General features: G+C 39.0%; 12 protein-coding genes. 8 read left to right on the top strand and 4 right to left on the bottom strand.

Annotation, left to right across the window (positions count from 1 at the left end; genetic code table 11):
• Positions 1–9 precede the first annotated feature (9 nt).
• On the bottom strand, positions 10–3504 hold the full coding sequence (locus tag KO02_RS08835; protein ID WP_038697633.1) for a PVC-type heme-binding CxxCH protein: 3495 nt from the start codon (positions 3502–3504) through the stop codon (positions 10–12).
• Positions 3505–3647: 143 nt separating this feature from the next.
• Here KO02_RS08835 and KO02_RS08830 point away from each other — a divergent pair, with 143 nt between their 5' ends.
• Entirely contained in the window at positions 3648–4526 is an 879-nt protein-coding gene (locus KO02_RS08830; RefSeq protein WP_038697632.1) for an AraC family transcriptional regulator, read from the top strand.
• A gap of 60 nt (positions 4527–4586) precedes the next feature.
• Here the strand turns inward: KO02_RS08830 and dinB are convergent, their stop codons facing one another.
• Positions 4587–5762, bottom strand: a complete 1176-nt coding sequence (dinB, locus tag KO02_RS08825) for a DNA polymerase IV (protein WP_051959827.1) — start codon at positions 5760–5762, stop codon at positions 4587–4589.
• Positions 5763–6300: 538 nt separating this feature from the next.
• Here dinB and KO02_RS08820 point away from each other — a divergent pair.
• The 7 genes from KO02_RS08820 to KO02_RS08795 all read left to right on the top strand — a co-directional run bounded on the left by KO02_RS08820 (position 6301) and on the right by KO02_RS08795 (position 16063).
• The gene (locus KO02_RS08820) at positions 6301–6897 is read left to right on the top strand and encodes an RNA polymerase sigma factor (RefSeq protein WP_038697629.1); all 597 of its coding nucleotides are present in this window, start codon (positions 6301–6303) and stop codon (positions 6895–6897) included.
• A gap of 134 nt (positions 6898–7031) precedes the next feature.
• On the top strand, positions 7032–8243 hold the full coding sequence (locus tag KO02_RS08815) for a FecR family protein (RefSeq protein WP_051959826.1): 1212 nt from the start codon (positions 7032–7034) through the stop codon (positions 8241–8243).
• Positions 8244–8429: 186 nt separating this feature from the next.
• Entirely contained in the window at positions 8430–9092 is a 663-nt protein-coding gene (locus KO02_RS23950) for an STN and carboxypeptidase regulatory-like domain-containing protein (protein WP_200878622.1), read from the top strand.
• Positions 9079–11736 (top strand): SusC/RagA family TonB-linked outer membrane protein, encoded by a 2658-nt coding sequence (locus tag KO02_RS08810; protein ID WP_200878621.1) that lies wholly within the window; start codon positions 9079–9081, stop codon positions 11734–11736. Before KO02_RS23950 ends, KO02_RS08810 begins: the two co-directional genes overlap by 14 nt.
• A gap of 19 nt (positions 11737–11755) precedes the next feature.
• Positions 11756–13291 carry a SusD/RagB family nutrient-binding outer membrane lipoprotein gene (locus KO02_RS08805; protein ID WP_038697627.1) on the top strand — a complete coding sequence of 512 codons (1536 nt, stop codon included), beginning with the start codon at positions 11756–11758 and terminating at the stop codon, positions 13289–13291.
• Positions 13292–13373: 82 nt separating this feature from the next.
• Positions 13374–14183: an endonuclease/exonuclease/phosphatase family protein gene (locus KO02_RS08800; RefSeq protein ID WP_038697625.1), complete on the top strand. Its 810-nt coding sequence runs from the start codon at positions 13374–13376 to the stop codon at positions 14181–14183.
• A gap of 53 nt (positions 14184–14236) precedes the next feature.
• Positions 14237–16063, top strand: a complete 1827-nt coding sequence (locus KO02_RS08795; protein WP_051959824.1) for an alpha-L-fucosidase — start codon at positions 14237–14239, stop codon at positions 16061–16063.
• Between the two features lie 135 nt (positions 16064–16198).
• Here KO02_RS08795 and KO02_RS08790 read toward each other — a convergent pair whose 3' ends face one another.
• Together KO02_RS08790 and KO02_RS08785 are read right to left on the bottom strand one after the other, a co-directional pair.
• Positions 16199–17611 carry a Gfo/Idh/MocA family oxidoreductase gene (locus KO02_RS08790; RefSeq protein ID WP_038697623.1) on the bottom strand — a complete coding sequence of 471 codons (1413 nt, stop codon included), beginning with the start codon at positions 17609–17611 and terminating at the stop codon, positions 16199–16201.
• Complete coding sequence (locus KO02_RS08785) at positions 17611–18993, bottom strand: DUF1080 domain-containing protein (RefSeq protein WP_038697621.1); 1383 nt, start codon at positions 18991–18993, stop codon at positions 17611–17613. Before KO02_RS08785 ends, KO02_RS08790 begins: the two co-directional genes overlap by 1 nt.
• Positions 18994–19146: the final 153 nt, after the last annotated feature.

The following is a 19146-nucleotide window of genomic DNA, read 5'->3' as shown; positions in this document are numbered from 1 at the left end:
TAGTTTATATTAATCCACAACTCTCATGATTCCGTTCATCCCTCTCCAATGCCCTGGAAATGTACAGATAAACGGGTATTCACCTTTTTCTTTTGGTGCTTGAAATTTCAGCGTATAGCTTTGTCCAGGGTTAACCAGTTTGGTATGAAAAAGTACCTCACTGACCTCTGGTATATAATCCTTTTCTGCTGCTGAAGAAGCCTGCAGCATTTCATCCGCTGCTTTACCGACTATTTCCGTTGTCCCGGGTTTGATAATAACCAGGTTATGCGGCATCCCATCAGGGTTCTCCATGATCAATGTAATCTGCTTACCGGCTTTCACGGTGATCGACCGCTTATCATATTGCATGATATCTTTTATCGCTTTTATAACAATTACTTCAGCCGGAGCCTCATTTTGGTTTACTTCCACAGCACTTGCCATATGCATATGATCATGCACATGCCCACCGTTCAATTGGAGCTTAACTTTAATTTCACTGATATTTCCAATAAATTCAGAACCATGGTCATACTTGGTCAATGCTACTGATTCATCCAGATCTTCACCAGAACGCAGGTAGGATTTTAGTGGTTTCTTGAAGGGTTTCACTTCTTTCATTTGCCCCACTAACCTGTTATTGACATAAAGACTTAAACCATCCTTTTCAGTTATACTGGCATTCACTTTAAAAGCATTCCCAATTCCATCTGATGATGAGATACTATATTTCTGTCCATCATTAAAAACTTCCCAGAACAATTTGTTTCCCTGCATATATAAAGCAAAACCATCCTTGGCATCACCTTGCCCTATAATCAATCCTTTGTATGGATCCTGATCACGGCGCAAAACCTCCGTTTCTATGATGATATCCTTATCCCTAACATTTGGTGAAAACTGCACTCGGTTTTTCCTTCCAAGCGTATAGATCTCTTCACCCAATGCTTGATTGATCTGTTTCTCATACGTATTGTTTGATACCTGATCAGTTGAGTTGGACATATGACTGTGATTGGTCTGAATCGCAGCAAATAAAGCGGGCGACAACCACTTGTCCTGCGCATTCGCGGGATCATTGATCGCAGCCTTTAACACGGTACTTATTTCTGCAAAAGGTGCTGAATCTGCAATTTTAACAAATGCTGCTAATCTGGTATTTAAATTTTTATCTTCAAAAATCTTTGATTTAGCTATTTTATCAAAGCTTTTAGCATTCAGATCCAAGACCTGAACAGCTGCTTTCCTTACCCCTGCAGACGGATGGGACAATGCCGTTAATAACGCATCATTCACTTCTTCATCTGTTAACAATCCCAAGCCTTTCAACGTCCAGATCGCATGGATAGCTGGTGCATTCAACCCTATCTCGTCGACAGACTTGTTGTTAATGATCTTGATCAGATCTTGTTTAACATCCGCTTTTTTGCGTTCTACCAAAAGTCTTTGCGCATGTGTTCTCCAGAATTTATTCTTACTGTTTAATGCTTTTATGAGTTCTTTGGGATTATCCTTAGAGAGTTTGAAACTTTCATTATGCTTGGCATTTTTATATACCACACGATATACCCGACCATGCTTTTTATCTCTCAAGTCGCTCTCAAATGCATTTCCCGGTCCTCCAACCTGATCTTTAAAAGGAAGTACTTTTTCTGAAGGTGCTTGAGCAGGAACAAAAACATTGTGTTGAATAATAAAATTATACCAATCTAACACCCACACTGCACCATCTGGCCCTACTTCAGAGTGAACAGGTCCAAACCATTCGTCCGAACTAGCCAATAGATTCCAACCATCTTTTTCTTTGAAACCAGCACCATCTTTTTCAATGATTGCATTATGGATCAATCGTACCGTAGGTTCATTCACAAATGCGACACTGTTCCAATAAGATTGCGGAAAATCTCTTGCGGTATACATATGATGTCCAGCTGCAGAGGTGAAGCCACCCACTACATCTACCTGTCTAAGGTTAGGTGTTAAGGCATGTACCTCATAATGGTTATCAATTTTTTGAATAGCATTGATTGGATTGACACCCGGTATATTTTCCACCCGTCTTTGTAAATATTTTTCGGGCATCGAATAGAATGCAGAATGCGTGTTATTTGCAGTCGATATAAAAACGTTATTATCTTCAGACATACCCAGTCCCCAGGTGTTATTACCAGTTGTCGCTAAATATTCAAAATCAGAACCGTCTGAATTTAATCGGTACAGACCCTGCGAAAAAATATGCTTTTCACCATTAATGACACCATTATACCCTGCATATCCGGTAACGCCCCAGATTTTATTATCAAATCCATATTGTAAATTTGATGGTCCAGCATGTGTATCCCCTTTACTCCACCCGGTCATGATTACTTCTTCTTGATCGGCCACATCATCACCATCCGTATCTTTTAAGAAGACGAAATCAGGAGCCATGGAAACGATCACACCATCATTCGCAAATGTTAAACTCGTAGCTATATTAAGGCCTTTGGCAAACTCCGTAAACTTATCCGCCACCCCATCACCATCGGTATCTTCACAGATCACAATTCGATCATTTCCTTTACCTTTAATCTTTTCAAAATTATTGGGATAATCCACTGCTTCTATCACCCACAAACGCCCTCTTTCATCCCAACTCATCGCCATAGGGTTGGTGATATTAGGTTCCGATGCAAAAAGTTTTAGTTCAAAATCCAATGGTGTTTGAATCAATTTCATAGACTCCTCAGGAGTAAGAGGGTCTTGGACTCTAGGCACATCATATCGTGCTGTAAAATCAGCTATAGAATCTGGATATATACTCACATGTGGAACAGCCAATTCATCTACCAATCGACGCACCTTTTCTCCAAGCGACCACCATATCCCGCTGCTTAATACCTTTAAAAAGTGTAGGTTTTTCCAGGTTTCATCATTCTTTCCTAATGCTTGATATAAAAACCGACCATTACCCTCTTCACTATACCAGATATAGTTTTGTTTCTCGCCATTTACATCTGCAGTTCCAATCACGTTATGGTTGCTCGTCTTAGATTTAAACGCATACTTTTCGTTATTGACCTTGATATTATTGACAGATGAATCCAGCATGTTTTTAGCATCTGCAATTGAAACAGTAACTTCTCCATCACCCAGATCATCAAAACCACCCTGCACTAAATCGGTAAACCATTCCGAGTTTTTGAATGAATTAGCAGAAGAGTTCAATGCGACGACCCCTTTTCCTTTTTCAAGAAATTTCTTTAATGCCTGTTCCTTATCGGCACTTAATTCTTGCTGATTGACTAATAATACAACGCCATCAAATTTATCTAGGTACTCAAGATCCAAGCTTGATAAGGTATCACTATAGGTTAAATTGATGCCCGATTTAAAAAGTTCGACACCTAACCAAGTAGCTTGATTAGATGACTTTTCATTTCCCGCACCAATAAATAGTACTTCTGCTCGCCTAGGTTTATCAGGTTGACAGGAGGTAAAAAACACTAAAAATAAAAGTAAAAGTCTTAATATGTTCTTCATGATTTAGATGATATTTGGATTTATCTATAATTGTTATAAGCAAATATAGATATATGTCAGAGCTTCGAACTTAGCTATTTTATCAAGTTTAAGACATATTGTATCATTTTTCATTAGATTTGTATTGACAAACAGAAATTATAATGCTAGATAAGAGAGTTATTTCAAAATCACTTATTCCAGAGAATAAAGCTTTTTCAATAAAAAGGATTGATGAACCCCATTTTGACCCTACCTTCCATGCGCATCCAGAATTTCAGCTTTCTTATGTCATAAAGGGAGAGGGCAATCGGATCGTAGGCAATAGTCTGCAGCCCTTCCATGCCAATGACATGGTATTTATCGGTCCCAATCTACCGCACGTGTGGAAAAACCATTTATCCTATTTCAAAAAAGACAGCCAATTAGATACCTCTGTAATTGTCATTTATTTTCATAACAATTTTTTTTCTGAAGAGATCTATGGCAAAGCAGAGTTCTATAAACTGAAAAATTTCTTCAATAAAAGTAATCTAGGTATTGAAATTAAGGGAGAAACCAGAACGATCATCGGAGAGATGATGTTTGAGCTATTAAATACAGAAGGATTAGAAAGTATCATTTTATTATTAAAAATATTGGACACCTTAGTAATTTCTACAACATGTAGTTATATCAATGAGTTTGATGAGGCTATCAACTACAAGGAAGCCGAAACCGAACGTATCCATAAGGTATATGATTTTGTTATTAAAAACTTTGATAAGCAGATCCGTCTCGAGCAAGTTGCCGAAATCGCCAATATGACAAGCACCTCTTTTAGTCGGTACTTCAAAACTAGGCTTAATAAATCATTCTCAGATTTCCTCAAAGAAATCAGAGTAAACTATGCCTGTAAACTGTTGAAAGACGATAGCATTTCGATAGAAATGATCAGCTACGAATGTGGATATCCATCCATAACAAATTTCAACAAACAATTCAAAAGTGTCATTGGCCTTCAGCCCAGACAGTATCGAGATAATTTTCTAAATCTAATTTAGCACCTTTTATATACCTATATCAGTACTGCAGCAATAATCAACATAGTGGCATGCAATTAATCAAGACTTAATGCCTCCTTTCTTGACTATTGGTTCTGGTGCACAGATACCTTTCATGAGGTATTGACTGCCGTAACGCTGGCGGATCTTGTCCATGGCCTGCAGCAGATTGACCTCCTCACTGCTATCATTGAACAGGTCGGTCTGATAAGCACCATAGATCAGATTGGAGAACTTGATACCGATCAAACGGATCAACATCCTACGGCTATACAACTTTTTGAACAGCGCCATCACCTTTTCAGTGATCAGCCGATCGGAGTTGGTGAAACCGACCTTCACCTGTTGGGTATGGGTATCGAAATTGCTGTATCGGATCTTGAGCGTGATGCAACTGGTGAGCTTCTGATCCTTACGAAGATCGAAAGCCAAGGTATCGATCATGCCGATCAAAGTACGGCGTAGAACCTCCATATCGATGGTGTCTTGCGGAAAGGTGGTCTCCTTACTCATGGACTTCTGCTCGCGGAAGGGCAATACCGGAGAATCATCCTGCCCATTGGCTTTTCGCCAAATATTGACACCGTTCTCCCCTAGCACCCGCTGCATGGTGAAGACTTCCATCTGTTGTAAGGTGCCGATCTTGTTGATCCCCATATTGCGTAGCAAGGAAAAAGATTTCTCACCCACCATCGGGATCTTACGGATCGATAACGGTGCTAAAAATCCCTTTTCGGTACCCCCTTTTACATAAAGTTCATTACTGGGTTTCGCTTGACCAGTGGCAATCTTGCTCACGGTTTTATTGACCGAAAGACCGAAGCTGATCGGTAGACCGGTCTCCCGAATAATACGCTGTCGCAATTCCTGAGTCCACTGCCAGCAGCCAAAGAAACGGTCCATCCCCGTCACATCCAGATAGTGTTCATCAATACTGGCCTTTTCGACCACAGGCGTACACTCTTCGATAATCTCGGTCACCATGGAAGAATATTGGCTATAACGATCATGGTCACCACGTACCACGATAGCTTCGGGACACATCCGTAAAGCCAACCGCATCGGCATGGCACTATGCACTCCGTACTTACGGGCTTCATATGAGCATGATGCCACCACACCGCGGTCGGAAGTTCCCCCGATAAGCACAGGTCTGTCCACCAAAGCAACGTTGAGCAAACGCTCGACCGACACAAAAAATGTGTCGAGATCACAATGTACTATATTCCGTTCCATACCTTAAAACTATCATCCATATCCGCTGACCACTTCTACCCTTTGGTATAAAGAAGTCCTTTCAAATATACTAACATTTTTAGCTCAAAAACTAATATCAATAGCCTTAATGCCGTAATTACCTGATATTCAAACTTAAAAACTAAAGCCCTTTGCAACATCTAATAATTTAATCAAACGATATGCAAACTCACAGCGTATCACAAATAGGTAAACCCATGAATAGCCTCCCACATCAGGTGAGAGGCTAATCGATTACTCAATCCTATTGGTTTACTTTTTCCGGTACCTTCCCAACAATCGACTCGTTAGGAAGCTCACAACTGTACCGATAGCAACCATCACTACGGTCCGTAAGAACATCTCCTAAAGATAACGACGCCCAGATGGAGCAAAGTGTACCAGCCAAAACGTCCATTAAAAGATAAATGCACATATTGCTCAATGTTAGCTAATTGTTAACTCCATGTTCAATTATTGACATAATTTTTTTTTTGATATTCATTTAATTATATTCGTCACATACAAATAGATTTAAGTGGAAAATTATGAAGATAAGATTCTAATTACTAGGCTTAAAAATAGTAATATAGAAGCTTTCAATGCTATTTATTGGAAATACCAATCGCGCCTGTACGCTAATATTTACAAATTATTAAAAAACAGTGATGCGACAAAAGATATACTTCAGGATGTATTTGTAACACTATGGGAGAAACGGAATGATATTGACTCAAATAGGGAGATAATCGGATGGCTTTTCACTGTAAGTTATAACAAATCAATCAACCTACTTAAAAACAACATCAGAAAGTCACTCATATTTGACGAATATAACGAAGATCTACAAGTCGAAACCAATGATACTGTTGATGTTGAGAAAGATCATTTAGACTTACTTGACAAAGCAATCAATCAACTTTCACCACAAAAAAGAAAAGTGTTTGACCTCTGTAAACTACAGGGGAAAACTTATGAAGAAACTGCCATTGAATTGAATATATCGAAACATACGGTGAAGGAATACCTTTCAGGTGCAGTTGCAAATGTAAAAAGCTATGTAAGATTAAATGGTCAACCTTCTGGTACAACACTTCTATATTTATTGTACCTATACCAGTCTTATAACTCCTAATCTATTCCATAAAATTTTATTTTTTTTCACACCCCCCCATTTCAATCTTCTCTTTGTATTTATAATAGATTCTTGCAGCATTAATTTGTAGCACCTAATCGAGAGATAGATAAAAGAGCTGACCAGATTAAATAATGACAAACATAAAAACCAAAATCATTGATTTATTGCGTAAACCTATTTGGTCTTACGACGAAAAAAAATGGATATTACAATATTTAGAGGAGTATGAAGACACTGAACTAAGAGCATTGATGCATGAGCACTTTATTCAAGATGCTACCATAGAAGAACATCATAATTTAGAAGATGCTAAAATCTTGCTAGACCATATCCACCTACAAATCACGGATACTTCTATTACTAAAAAACAATCCATTTTCGATAGCATGAAGAGGTACTGGTCGAGTGTTGCTGCTGCAATTGCCTTAGTTTCATTCATTAGCTATCTGACCTGGAATAACCAAGTTGAAAATATAGCTAAAACGGCATCTTCTGCAAGCATAAACCAAGAGGCAATGACCTGGGGTAAGAAAGCAACACTGAAATTATCAAATGGAACGGTAATCAATCTTGATGATCTTCAAAATGGTCAAGCGCTAACACTAAAGGGTATCATCATCCGAAAAACTGCAGATGGAACTATTCGTTATGAATATAATCTTCATAATCCATTGGCTAACGACACCCCCATTTCAAACACCATAAACACTCCCAAAGGAGGTGAGTATCAAGTAACCCTGCCTGACGGTAGTAAAGTATGGCTCAATGCGATGAGCTCACTAACTTACCATATACCATTTGCACCCAATAACCGTACAGTGCATATTGAAGGGGAAGCATACTTTGAAATTGCGAAAGATAGCAAACGCCCTTTTATTGTACACGCTAATCAAGTAGAGGTAAAAGTACTCGGTACACATTTTAATGTATCGGCATATGCTTCCGATCCTGAAATAAAAACAACTTTACTAGAAGGTTCTGTCCAAATCAGCAACAACGCTTTAGCGCAACGCTCATCACCTGTCATCATGACTCCCGGTCAGCAAGCTATTGTATCCACAATAAAGTCTGATCCTATTAAATTGATTCAGATAGACACAGCTGATGCAATGTCGTGGAGAAATGGATATTTTATATTCCATAGAGAGGATATCCACGGTGTGATGGAAAAAGTAGGCCGGTGGTATGATCTTGATATCAAATTCAAAGGAAAGTTAGAAGATAGAAAATTTGAAGGCACCATTTCTAGAATGGAAAGTCCAAGTACATTGATAAAAGCATTACAACTAACCGGAATTGCAAAATTTAAACTTGAAGGGAGGACAATAATCGTAGAAGAATAAGACTGCCATAACCTGAAAAAAATCAGAAGCGCTGGAACGCTTCTGACATAAGTTGTCTAGGACAACTGCTCGAATATCAACAAAAAGATGAACCAATTATTAATACCAATTCAAATGTATAAAATTTATACCAGATTTTTTCATGACCAAATTCCTTGTCGAAACATTGGCAAATATCTCATCATTATGAAAGTGTTTTTTCTTTATTTATTTCTTTCCTTAAATGTGGGAGCAGCGACTTATGCTCAAAAGTTCACATTAGACAAAAGAAATATTTCCATTAATTATGTTTTCAAGGAAATAAGAAAACAAACAGGCTACAATACATTAATCGATGTCAAGCTTTTGGATAAAATCAAGCCCATCGATATTAATGTAAAAAACGTTAGTATTCAAGAAGCATTAAAAGCGGCGATAATGCATAATGGATTAACTTACGCCATCATTGAAAAAAACATCATCATTTCGGAAGAAGATAAAGCCCCAAGTAAAATTGATGCCATACAGCAAGATTTTACCGTTGAAGGCAAAGTTCTCGATGACAAAGGTCTAGCCCTTCCTGGAGTAACTATTCAGATCAAGGATATGCCCCATCGCACTGTTAAAGCAGATGAAAATGGATTTTTCAAAGTACAAGTCTTCAAAGGATCTGTCCTAATATTAAGTTATATGGGCTTTCAATCTCAAAATATCACTATCGCAAATCAGGAAAAATTAACGATAATAATGACGCAGAATCAAGCTCAGCTCGAAGAAGTTGTCGTTACCGCTTTGGGTATAAAGAGATCAGAAAAGGGATTGGGATACGCGATCCAGAAAGTATCGGGGGGATCAAATGAATGTTGTTAAAAATGTAGATGCTACATCTGGGCTGATAGGTAAAATTGCCGGCCTGCATATTCAGAGCAGTTCTGAATTTAACGAAGCGCCAACTATGAGTCTTCGAGGCGAGTCGCCCTTACTTGTCATAGACGGTGTGCCTTATACCAATATCTCTTTAAGAGATATTGCTCCCGATGATATTGAAAGTATAAACGTTTTAAAAGGGGCTACCGCATCAGCATTATATGGTTCGAGAGGTGGAAGTGGTGCTGTGATCGTAACCACTAAAAAAGGTAACAAAAAAGGTGGTTTAGAGGTCGCTGTTAATAGTAATACGATGTTTGAAGCAGGTTATCTTGCATTACCCAAGGTCCAAAAATCATACAGTTCGGGTGGTGCAGGTAAATACGGCTCTGGCGATTTTGTATGGGGTGACAAATTGGATATCGGTCGTACTGCTTTACAATATGACCCCTATACTTACGAATGGGGTGAAGCTCCACTCGTTTCCAAAGGCAAGGATAATCTGACCAATTTTCTAGAACCGGGGTTCATTACCAATAACAATATTGGTATATCGCATCAGGGAGAAAAAGGAAGTTTCCGTTCCTCACTGACCCATGTCTATAACAAAGGACAATATCCAGGATCAAAACTGAATAAACTCACGTACACTGTTGGAGGTGATATGAAAGTGGACAAATTCACGTTCGAAGGTAACATGACCTATAACAAACGATTCTATCCGAACAATTCGGGTACGGGCTATGGCTCTGGAGGTTATATCTACAATCTACTGGTATGGTCAGGACCTGAATTTGATATTCGAGATTATAAGAACTATTGGGTAAAAGGTAAAGAAGGCATACAACAAAACTGGATGGACAACAATTGGTATGACAACCCCTATTTCATCGCTAATGAAAAGCGCCATAGCAATGATTATGATGTGACCAACGGATTTATGTCCATGAAATACGATGTCAAACCTTGGTTGAATTTCACATTGCGATCAGGTTTTGATTATTACTCGGATAAGGAGGAATGGAAATATGCGAAAAGTTTAATATCCAACAAGAAAGGATACTATAAAATGGATCAAGAAACGGCATTTAGCTCCAATACTGATTTGATAATAATGGGAAATCATAAGATCGGTAAATTAGGAATTGATGCGTTGATCGGTAGCACATTATATTACCGTCAAGGAAGTAATGTATGGGGCGAGACAAAAAATGGGTTATCCATTCCGGGTTTCTATTCAATCAATGCATCTGTTGATCCAGCAACGACAGGACAGGGCGGTTCAAAAAAACAGGTCAACAGTATTTTCGGAAAAGCTACATTATCATGGGATAATATGTTTTATGTAGATATAACTGCACGTAATGATTGGTCCAGTACACTTCCTTCATCAACTCGTTCTTATTTCTATCCATCCATATCCAGTAGTTTGATCCTTTCCGAAATCTTCGAAAAGCCACAATGGCTGGACTTATGGAAGCTTAGAGGTTCATGGACCAAAACCAAAAATGACATCGGAGTATACGAAACGAATAATACGTATTCCATGTCAACCAACATATGGGATGGACTTAATGCAGCCTACTATCCAGGTAGTATCCGTGGATTTGCACTACGCCCAGAGAGTTCCCGTTCGTACGAAATCGGAACCGCAGCTAACTTTCTTAAGAATCGCTTATGGTTAGACTTAACTTATTATAATAAGCTACGCTATGATTTTGCTACACGTGCCCCTTTGAGCGAAGCTTCAAGCTTTTCAAGTATCTACCTGAATACGGATGAACAATTGGAGCATAAAGGTGTCGAGGTGACCATCGGTGGAAAAATAATGAAAAATGATAGCTTCTCTTGGAACACGCTTTTCAATTGGGCATTGGATAGACAAGTATATAAGAAATTGGATGAAAAGTATTCTTCTAAATATCCATGGGCAGGTGTAGGTGAAAGAACGGACGTAGCCACTACCTCGCATTACATTTGGGATACAGACAGTAAAGGAAACATTGTTCATGGATCGAACGGATTACCCATCAATATCCGAAAAATCGGAAAAATGGGATACTCCTCTCCTGATTGGGTATGGGGCTTTACCAATTCTTTTCAATACAAACATTTCATGTTGGATATCACATTTGACGGTAGTGTGGGTGGTGTTGCTTATAACAGAACTGAGCAGGCCATGTGGAACTCGGGCTCTCATATAGAAAGTGACAACAAATGGCGCTATGACCAAGTGGTAAACGGCTTAAACAATTACATTGGAAAGGGCGTTCAAGTAGTGTCGGGAACTATTGAACGGGATGAATATGGCCAAGTAATTTCGGATAATCGCACCTATGCGCCAAATGACAAGGAAGTCTCTTACGAGAATTATATCAGACAATACCAAGGTGACTCTTATGAAAGCGCTCCTCAAAATTTCTTCAGCAAAAGCTTTTTTAAATTAAGAGAAGTAGCTATAAGCTATAATGTTCCTACCACATTCGCAAAAAAACTAGGTGTAAATGATTTTAGGATTGCTGCTGTTGGTAACAATCTATTCTTATGGACCAAAGAATTTAAATACTCCGACCCCGATAAAGGCAGCGATAATCTTAATTCTCCTTCCATGAGGTACTTGGGCTTTAACTTTAGGTTTTCTTTTTAACACCCTTATAGACATTTTTATGAACAACAATATAAAATCATCGATTTGCATAGGATTATCTCTAATGACACTGTGGTCATGCTCCAACTTTGACGATATCAATACAAACCCCAATGCAAGTACACAGGTAACATCAGGCATGCTAGCTACTGGGCTATTGATCGGTATGACGAAGCAAGATCAGGAATATGGATCTTTTATTGACCATAATTTTTTAAGCAAACATGCATTAACAGCAGAACTGATACGCGATTACCAATACAATAAATTTGCTACCGGTTCTTTTGGTGCATATGGCAACCTACGTAATGTAAACAAGATGATCGAGAATGCTGCGGAAAGTGTACGCCCCTCGTACGAAGGGTTAGGTGCTTTTATCCGAGCGTACCAATTATTTTATCTCTCTTTAGATCTTGGAGATATTCCTTATAGTGAGGCTTCTCTTGGTGAATCTGAAGGAATAGTAAAACCTAAATATGACACCCAAAAAGAGGTCATGCAGCACGTACTTCGTGATCTGGATCTTGCCAATGAACGTTTTGCTTTGAATATTCCTTTTGATGGTGACCCATTATTAAACGGCAATCCTATTAACTGGATGAAGGTCGTCAATGCATTCAAAATAAAAGTACTGATCAATTTACATGTACATGAAGCAGACGTTGAACTAAAAGTGAAAGAGCAATTTGCAGAATTACTTAACCAACGTATTTTACTGGAGAAAAACGAAGAAAACCTACAGTTGGTTTATTCCAATAAAGGCAGTCAGATCTACCCTTTCAATGACTTGAATGCACGTAGTAACGGCTATGTCATGCTATCCAGCAACCTCGTGGACTCCTTAAAGATCTATCGAGACAATAGGCTGTTCTACTTTGCCGAGCCTGCAGTATATATGACGAGTCAGGGCAAAACTAAGGACGATTTCAATGCTTACGTATCCATCGACCCTTCATCGCCTTTTAATGAAATCACAAAATTATATGACGAAAAAAAATATACAGGTCTAAATAATCGATACATGGCTTTAAATAACCCAGCGGGCGAACCTATTGTCCGTATTGGATATGCAGAACAGTGCTTTAACATCGCAGAAGGTATAGAACGTGGTTGGGCACAGGGAGATGCAAAAGCATATTACGAAAAAGGAGTGAGAGCAGCCATGTCTTTTGTGAAAGCAAATACGCCTGCGGAATTTGTAAAAGAACGCCCCGCCATTTCCGACGACTTCATCGATAGCTATCTCAAAAGCCCTAAGGCTTCTTATATTGGCGACAGAGCAACTAAACTGAATAAGATTTTTCAGCAGAAATATTTTATCTACTTCCTCCAGAATCCATGGGATGGCTACTATGAAAATAGAAGAACTGACTTTCCTAGACTACCTATTAACCCCAATACAAATATGAATCAAGTTGTCAGTCAACTTCCAAAAAGATGGACTTATCCTCAAAATGAATACAACGAAAACTCTGCAAATATTAAAGAGGCATTGCAACGTCAATATAGTGGAAAAGATGATAATAATGACTTGATGTGGTTGTTAAAAAAATAGCAACTTAAATTCACCTGATACATCCGTCAACTCATAAGCTGATGGATGTATCGATTTATTTACAATTTTACATATAATAAAAATGAAATCTTTTTTAGTCTTCACTTGGTTGATAGGCATAGCATTTACCTGTTTCTCACAACAGCAGAAAAAGAATGGTCAAGGTAATATTGATTTACGCGTTGCATCATTCAATGTTGAATTTGGCCATCATGCTAGCGCAGAGGACATCGGCGAAATGTTTAAGAAATGGAATTTGGATATTATCTGTTTTAACGAAGTGCCGGGTGGAGATTGGACCATGCGTGTCGGACAAGTCTTAGGGATGAAGTATAGCTATACGGGAACAACTTCTTCTGCTGACCATAAGGACAAATATAAAAGTATCCTGAGTAAAACACCCCTGATCAAAACGGAAGAATATCAGGTATATGGAGAAGGTTGGTTACCGGCAAGTACGGTCAGGGCCGTGACCGTAATCAATGAAATGCCGATTGCTATTTATGCCCTTCATATCAGCGGTTGGGGCGACACCCCTCCCACTTCGCAAGCTAAATACCTAGCTGAACAGATTTTATTGAAAGAAGAGACACCTCAGGTCTTCGTAATGGGAGATTTCAACAACCATATTGACAACCCTGTAATGTCCGTATTTGAGAAAAACAACTTCGGAAATACGTGGGTCTCTTTAAACAAAGATCTTACTGGGCAATGGACTTCTTGGGATGAGTATACCAAAGAGAAATTTGGGGTTATCGACCACATCTTATTTAAAAACAATAAGTCCATCAAGGTCAAGGACGGCGGAATCATTGAATTACCAGACCTCCTATCTGATCACAAACCTATTTGGGCAGAATTTCTATTCAAAGACACACATATCAAAAAATAAGTATCATACATGAAAAGTATGTGCTATTTTTAAACCTATAATCACAACCTTAAATGAAAATAATTAAGAAAATCACACTGCTAGGTCTTTTATCGGCCGCAACATTGTCGGTTCATGGGCAAGCTTCATCCATTCCATACGAAGGAGTCCCGGGCTGGGAAGAAACCAAAGATAGCCGCATGGAATGGTTTCGAGAAGCTCGATTTGGTCTATTTATCCACTGGGGACTATATAGTGCTGCCGCTGGTAGTTGGGATGGGAAACAGTATCCTCAGCATTATGCTGAATGGATACAAGCTTGGGCAAAAGTACCTAGCACCCCTTATGCTGAGGTATTGAAACCTAAATTTACAGCTGCAAAATTTGATGCGACGGCTTGGGCTTCCTTGGCCAAGGAAGCAGGTATGAAATACGTCATCATAACTTCTCGTCACCATGAGGGGTTTTCTATCTTCAATAGCCAACAACCCTATTCATTAAAAAATGACATCACAGGTGGCACCAACATTTCTCCAAAGGGTCGTGATCTTTATGGAGAAGTCGTCAAAGCCTTTCGTGCAAAAGGTCTAAAAGCTGGAGCTTATTATTCGCTTTTGGATTGGCAGCACCCAGATTCCTATGAAGGTCTGTCTTATCTGAACCCCAATCCTACAGGGTATACACCGAATCATGAAGTCTATAAAGATTACCTATACGGACAGGTAAAGGAACTCGCTAATAACTATGGCGGACTGGACGTCCTATGGCTCGATTATAGTAGTAAGAATCGTCAAGGTGAGAGCTGGGGAACAAAACGTATCCTCACGGATCTGATCAAATGGCAACCACAGGTCATTGTCAATAACCGATTCTGGGATGGTCTAGAAAACAAGAATGGTGATATTGGGACTCCCGAAAAATACATACCACCGACCGGTCTCCCAGGAATGGATTGGGAGGTGAGCCATACCATGAATGAAAGCTACGGTTATAGTGCACACGACCAAAACTGGAAGTCATTTGACCAGACCATGCGCCTGTTTCTAGAGACAGTGAGCAAAGGAGGCAATTTCTTACTTAATGTAGGGCCAGATGGCGAAGGTGCTATTCCAGAACAGGCTACCACCCTACTTAAAGATATCGGCCAATGGATGAAAGTCAACAGCGAATCGATATATGGTACTACTGCAAGTCCATTTCAGGGACTGGATTGGGGTTATTGTACCCAAAAAGACGGAAAACTTTATTTCCATATAGTTGATATACCATCGAATGGGGCAATAGAAATACCCTTAGCAAGTTCAATCAACAAAGCTTATTTAATGGGAAGTGCCAAAAAATCCCTAAAAGTAACGAAGACATCTTCAGGAAAAACAATCCAATTACCCGTAGACTTCAAAGGACGCATGCCACTTGTTGTCGTTGCGGAGATCAAGGGTACTCCAGAAGTGATCCAGCAACAGGTACAAACTCAAAAAGATGGACGTATCATACTGACTGCCAACAATGCTAAGTTAATTGGCGATGGTGGAATTAAACTCATTGGTGCTACTACACATGATCATACTCGACCTAATGCTATTGGCAATTGGTCCAAGAAAACAGATCAGGTTGTATGGGATGTTAAAATTCAACGTCCAGGAACTTATAAGGTTGTCATCAATTATCTTCCTAACGAACAGCGATCTGGAATGATTTCGCTATCACTCGGAAATAACAACTTGACATACCAACTAAAAGGATCCAAAGGAAATCAGTTTATCGAAATCGAAACAGGAGCATTTGAGGTATCGCAACAATCTCTAGGTGACACAGCATTAAAAGTGCAACTTAAAGCACTTGAAATCTCAGGAGACGCATTACCAGAAATTAGCGCAATCAGTTTAATTCCGGTACTATAAGTAGTAAAAAAATATCGGAGTCATAAAAAATATAGGTATGGTATTATGTATATCTTTTATGATCAAGATTAGATGAAAGTTTAAAATACACTATAAAATTTATAGTGTATTTTAATTCGAAAGCGATTAATCTCTCTAAACTTTGTAGAACTGTTCCCATCCTTTTGCTGGAGGAGGTCCATAAAGCAGGGCATTTGCAAAACGATCCTTGATGATTTCTTTCTTAATAGGATCAAAATCAAAACTTGTGTTCAGTCGTTGCGCGATAACACCTAAACAAAATACTTGACTCAATTCACCTGCTACTTCAAACCTTGAACGTGCTTTTTCTTCGCCTTTACAAGCTTTTAAGAAATTAGCGAAATGATTAGATGGCGACTTTGGAATTTCAGGTAATGATTTCGCCATCTCCTTAGCTCTTTCTTCGGGTATGATCTGTAACGTACTCCCATGTGAGGCTCCTTTGAATGTCAAATCTTTACTGTAGATTATCTTACCGGGGTTCAGCTGTACAGATTCCATTTTACCTGTCGTTGGCGGTGGGATATTAGGGTCTAAACCCGATACTCCATAACCTGCTGGAATCTCTGGGAAATTATTCAGTCCATCATGCCAGTTGATGTCAACAGCGGGCATGTTTCCTCTTTTTGGGAATTTAAATCTTAAAGTAGATGATTTTGGAAAAAAGTATGAATTATGTTCCACCAATTTGACGGCTTCCAAACGTGTCGGTAGTCCCAATTGTAAAAACTCATGTGAGGTATCCAAAATATGTGCACCCCAATCACCTAATGCTCCCATTCCGAAATCGAACCAACAACGCCATTGTCCGTTCACAAAATCTTTGTTGTAATCATGCCCTAAGGTTTGCATCTGCCATATATCCCAATCTAAGGTGGCTGGAATGCGTTCTGGATATGGAAATCCTGTAATATTAGCATCCCAAGTATGCCAACGTCTAGCAAAGTTCATATGCGCATCGATACGGGTCACATCTTTAATGATCCCCGCTTCTTTCCATGTTTTAAATTGGAAATAATTTGCTTCTGAGTGCCCTTGGTTACCCATTTGGGTAACTACTTTATTGAATTTCTTTGCTTTTTGAGTCATGAGCTCCACTTCCCAAAAGGTACTCGCCATTGGCTTTTCAACATACACATGTATCCCCAGATCGATAGCCATCATTGTCGGTGCGAAATGGGAAAAATCAGGTGTCCCAATTGATACTGCCTCAATCTGATTGCTCATTTTATCGAACATTTGCCTAAAATCCTTAAACCGGGGAACATTAGGAAACATCTTTAAGATCTCGACAGTGTGCGGCGCTTCTAGATCTACATCACATAATGCAACCACATTACATAGTCCTGTCTGATACAGATCTTTGATAATATCTGCGCCACGGTTACCAATACCTATACACGCCAGATTTACACGTTCATTTGGCTTGGCCAGTTTCGCATTTGCCAATACGCTATCGGCCATCAGCAGACCACCGCCTGCTAATGCTGTATTACGCAGAAAATTTCTTCTTGATATCTGTGTCATTATTTCAGCTCCTTGATTTTAATACTTCTAAAACGAACTGCATCACCATGATCCTGTAGTAGAATATGCCCTTTTTCAGCTTCGCCGAAATTAGGCCAATCTTTATATTTACTACCTGAAACAATTTTCTTGAAATCTGCTGAACCACGTTTATAGGTAAGCATTTTAATTCCGTTCAAATAATGCGTGACTTGATTATCTGGCGTAACAACGATACGCCCTCTATTCCATTCGCCAATTTCTCTTGGCGCTCTTCCATCGCGACTCGATGTAATCAAATCATATAATGAAGCCATAGTACGATTGCCGTCTTTACCCATTTTAGCATCCGGATGTTTTTCATTATCTAAAATTTGATATTCTAAGCCAATAGCCGATCCTTTCGTTTGCTCTTTTAGAGTGACAAAATATTTCACACCACTATTCGCTCCAGGAGTCAATTGAAATTCAAAAGAAAGATCAAATGCGCGGTACTGTTTTTCGGTGATGATGTCTCTGCCGTTGGTTGCTTCGCCACCATCCGATTTTAAAACCATGATTTCACCATCTTTCACTTGCCACCCTTTTTTAGGAAAATGTGCAGCATCGATACTGCGCCAGCCATTGTTGTTCACGCCATTGAACAACAACTTCACACCAGATTTTTTCTCATCAGGTGAAAGATTATTTTTCTTGAGGTTGACAATGAACATATCCTTCGGAAGTTTGGTAAAAGAGAGTGCTTCTGTCTTGATATTTATGTTTTTAAAATAAACTTTTTTACCATTTAAGCGCTCTGGTATGCTATGCACTTGCAGTGCAATGATCCCTTTTCTATCAATGGTGTCGATAACAGCAGCCGTTGGCTGATCGTTCATCCATACATGCACCTCATCACCAATAGCCTCTATCCTAAGTTTATTAAATTGATCCGCTTTAAATGCTTTTTGAGCAGGTTCATATAAACCCAACGGATAGATCCAACTTCTATCTGTACCTTCTTCATATAGTCCACCGCACCAAGCCCTTTCACTTGGATCGATTTCTACCTGTTTTCCGAATACACGGCCACGCCCCTTATTCCCTTGTGGATTGATATGACTTCGGATCTGAACTCCTGAATTGGTTTCTGTTCCTTCAATTTTGAACTCAAGTTCCAAGATAAAATCACCGTACTCTTTATCTGTTGCTAAAAAGGAATTGGGTGTACCTTTGGTCATTTCTCCTACGATGACACCATCTTCTATACTGTACTTCGCATTTCCTCCCAATACGCGCCAGCCTTCAAAGGTTTTCCCATCAAATAATGGGGTAAACGTATTCTGTGATTTCTTTTGGGCAAAAATTGGCGATGCAAATAAGAGCATACTGCAGCCTATTGCCATTAAAAAGTTTCTTTTCATATTTATGTTATTATTAGATACTGCATATATAGATTCACATTAAAAAATATTTAATGTGAATTAATTTGTTAGGTTATTTATATCTGGAGTTTTGAGTAAAGCTCCTGTTCAATTTGACCTTTTTTAATAGGCAATACCTTGGGGATTCAAATA

It is taken from the genome of Sphingobacterium sp. ML3W (genome assembly GCF_000747525.1).
Lineage (GTDB): Bacteria > Bacteroidota > Bacteroidia > Sphingobacteriales > Sphingobacteriaceae > Sphingobacterium.
The sequence above is the reverse complement of the archived record's forward strand: the minus strand, read 5'-3'. Positions and strand labels throughout refer to the sequence as shown.

What these genes read in the sequence shown, in the direction of transcription:
- KO02_RS08835 (WP_038697633.1), bottom strand. Translation starts at nt 3,504, where the DNA reads ATGAAGAACATATTAAGACTTTTACTTTTATTTTTAGTGTTTTTTACC.
- KO02_RS08830 (WP_038697632.1), top strand. Translation starts at nt 3,648, where the DNA reads ATGCTAGATAAGAGAGTTATTTCAAAATCACTTATTCCAGAGAATAAA.
- dinB (WP_051959827.1), bottom strand. Translation starts at nt 5,762, where the DNA reads ATGGAACGGAATATAGTACATTGTGATCTCGACACATTTTTTGTGTCG.
- KO02_RS08815 (WP_051959826.1), top strand. Translation starts at nt 7,032, where the DNA reads ATGACAAACATAAAAACCAAAATCATTGATTTATTGCGTAAACCTATT.
- KO02_RS23950 (WP_200878622.1), top strand. Translation starts at nt 8,430, where the DNA reads ATGAAAGTGTTTTTTCTTTATTTATTTCTTTCCTTAAATGTGGGAGCA.
- KO02_RS08810 (WP_200878621.1), top strand. Translation starts at nt 9,079, where the DNA reads ATGAATGTTGTTAAAAATGTAGATGCTACATCTGGGCTGATAGGTAAA.
- KO02_RS08805 (WP_038697627.1), top strand. Translation starts at nt 11,756, where the DNA reads ATGAACAACAATATAAAATCATCGATTTGCATAGGATTATCTCTAATG.
- KO02_RS08800 (WP_038697625.1), top strand. Translation starts at nt 13,374, where the DNA reads ATGAAATCTTTTTTAGTCTTCACTTGGTTGATAGGCATAGCATTTACC.
- KO02_RS08795 (WP_051959824.1), top strand. Translation starts at nt 14,237, where the DNA reads ATGAAAATAATTAAGAAAATCACACTGCTAGGTCTTTTATCGGCCGCA.
- KO02_RS08790 (WP_038697623.1), bottom strand. Translation starts at nt 17,611, where the DNA reads ATGACACAGATATCAAGAAGAAATTTTCTGCGTAATACAGCATTAGCA.
- KO02_RS08785 (WP_038697621.1), bottom strand. Translation starts at nt 18,993, where the DNA reads ATGAAAAGAAACTTTTTAATGGCAATAGGCTGCAGTATGCTCTTATTT.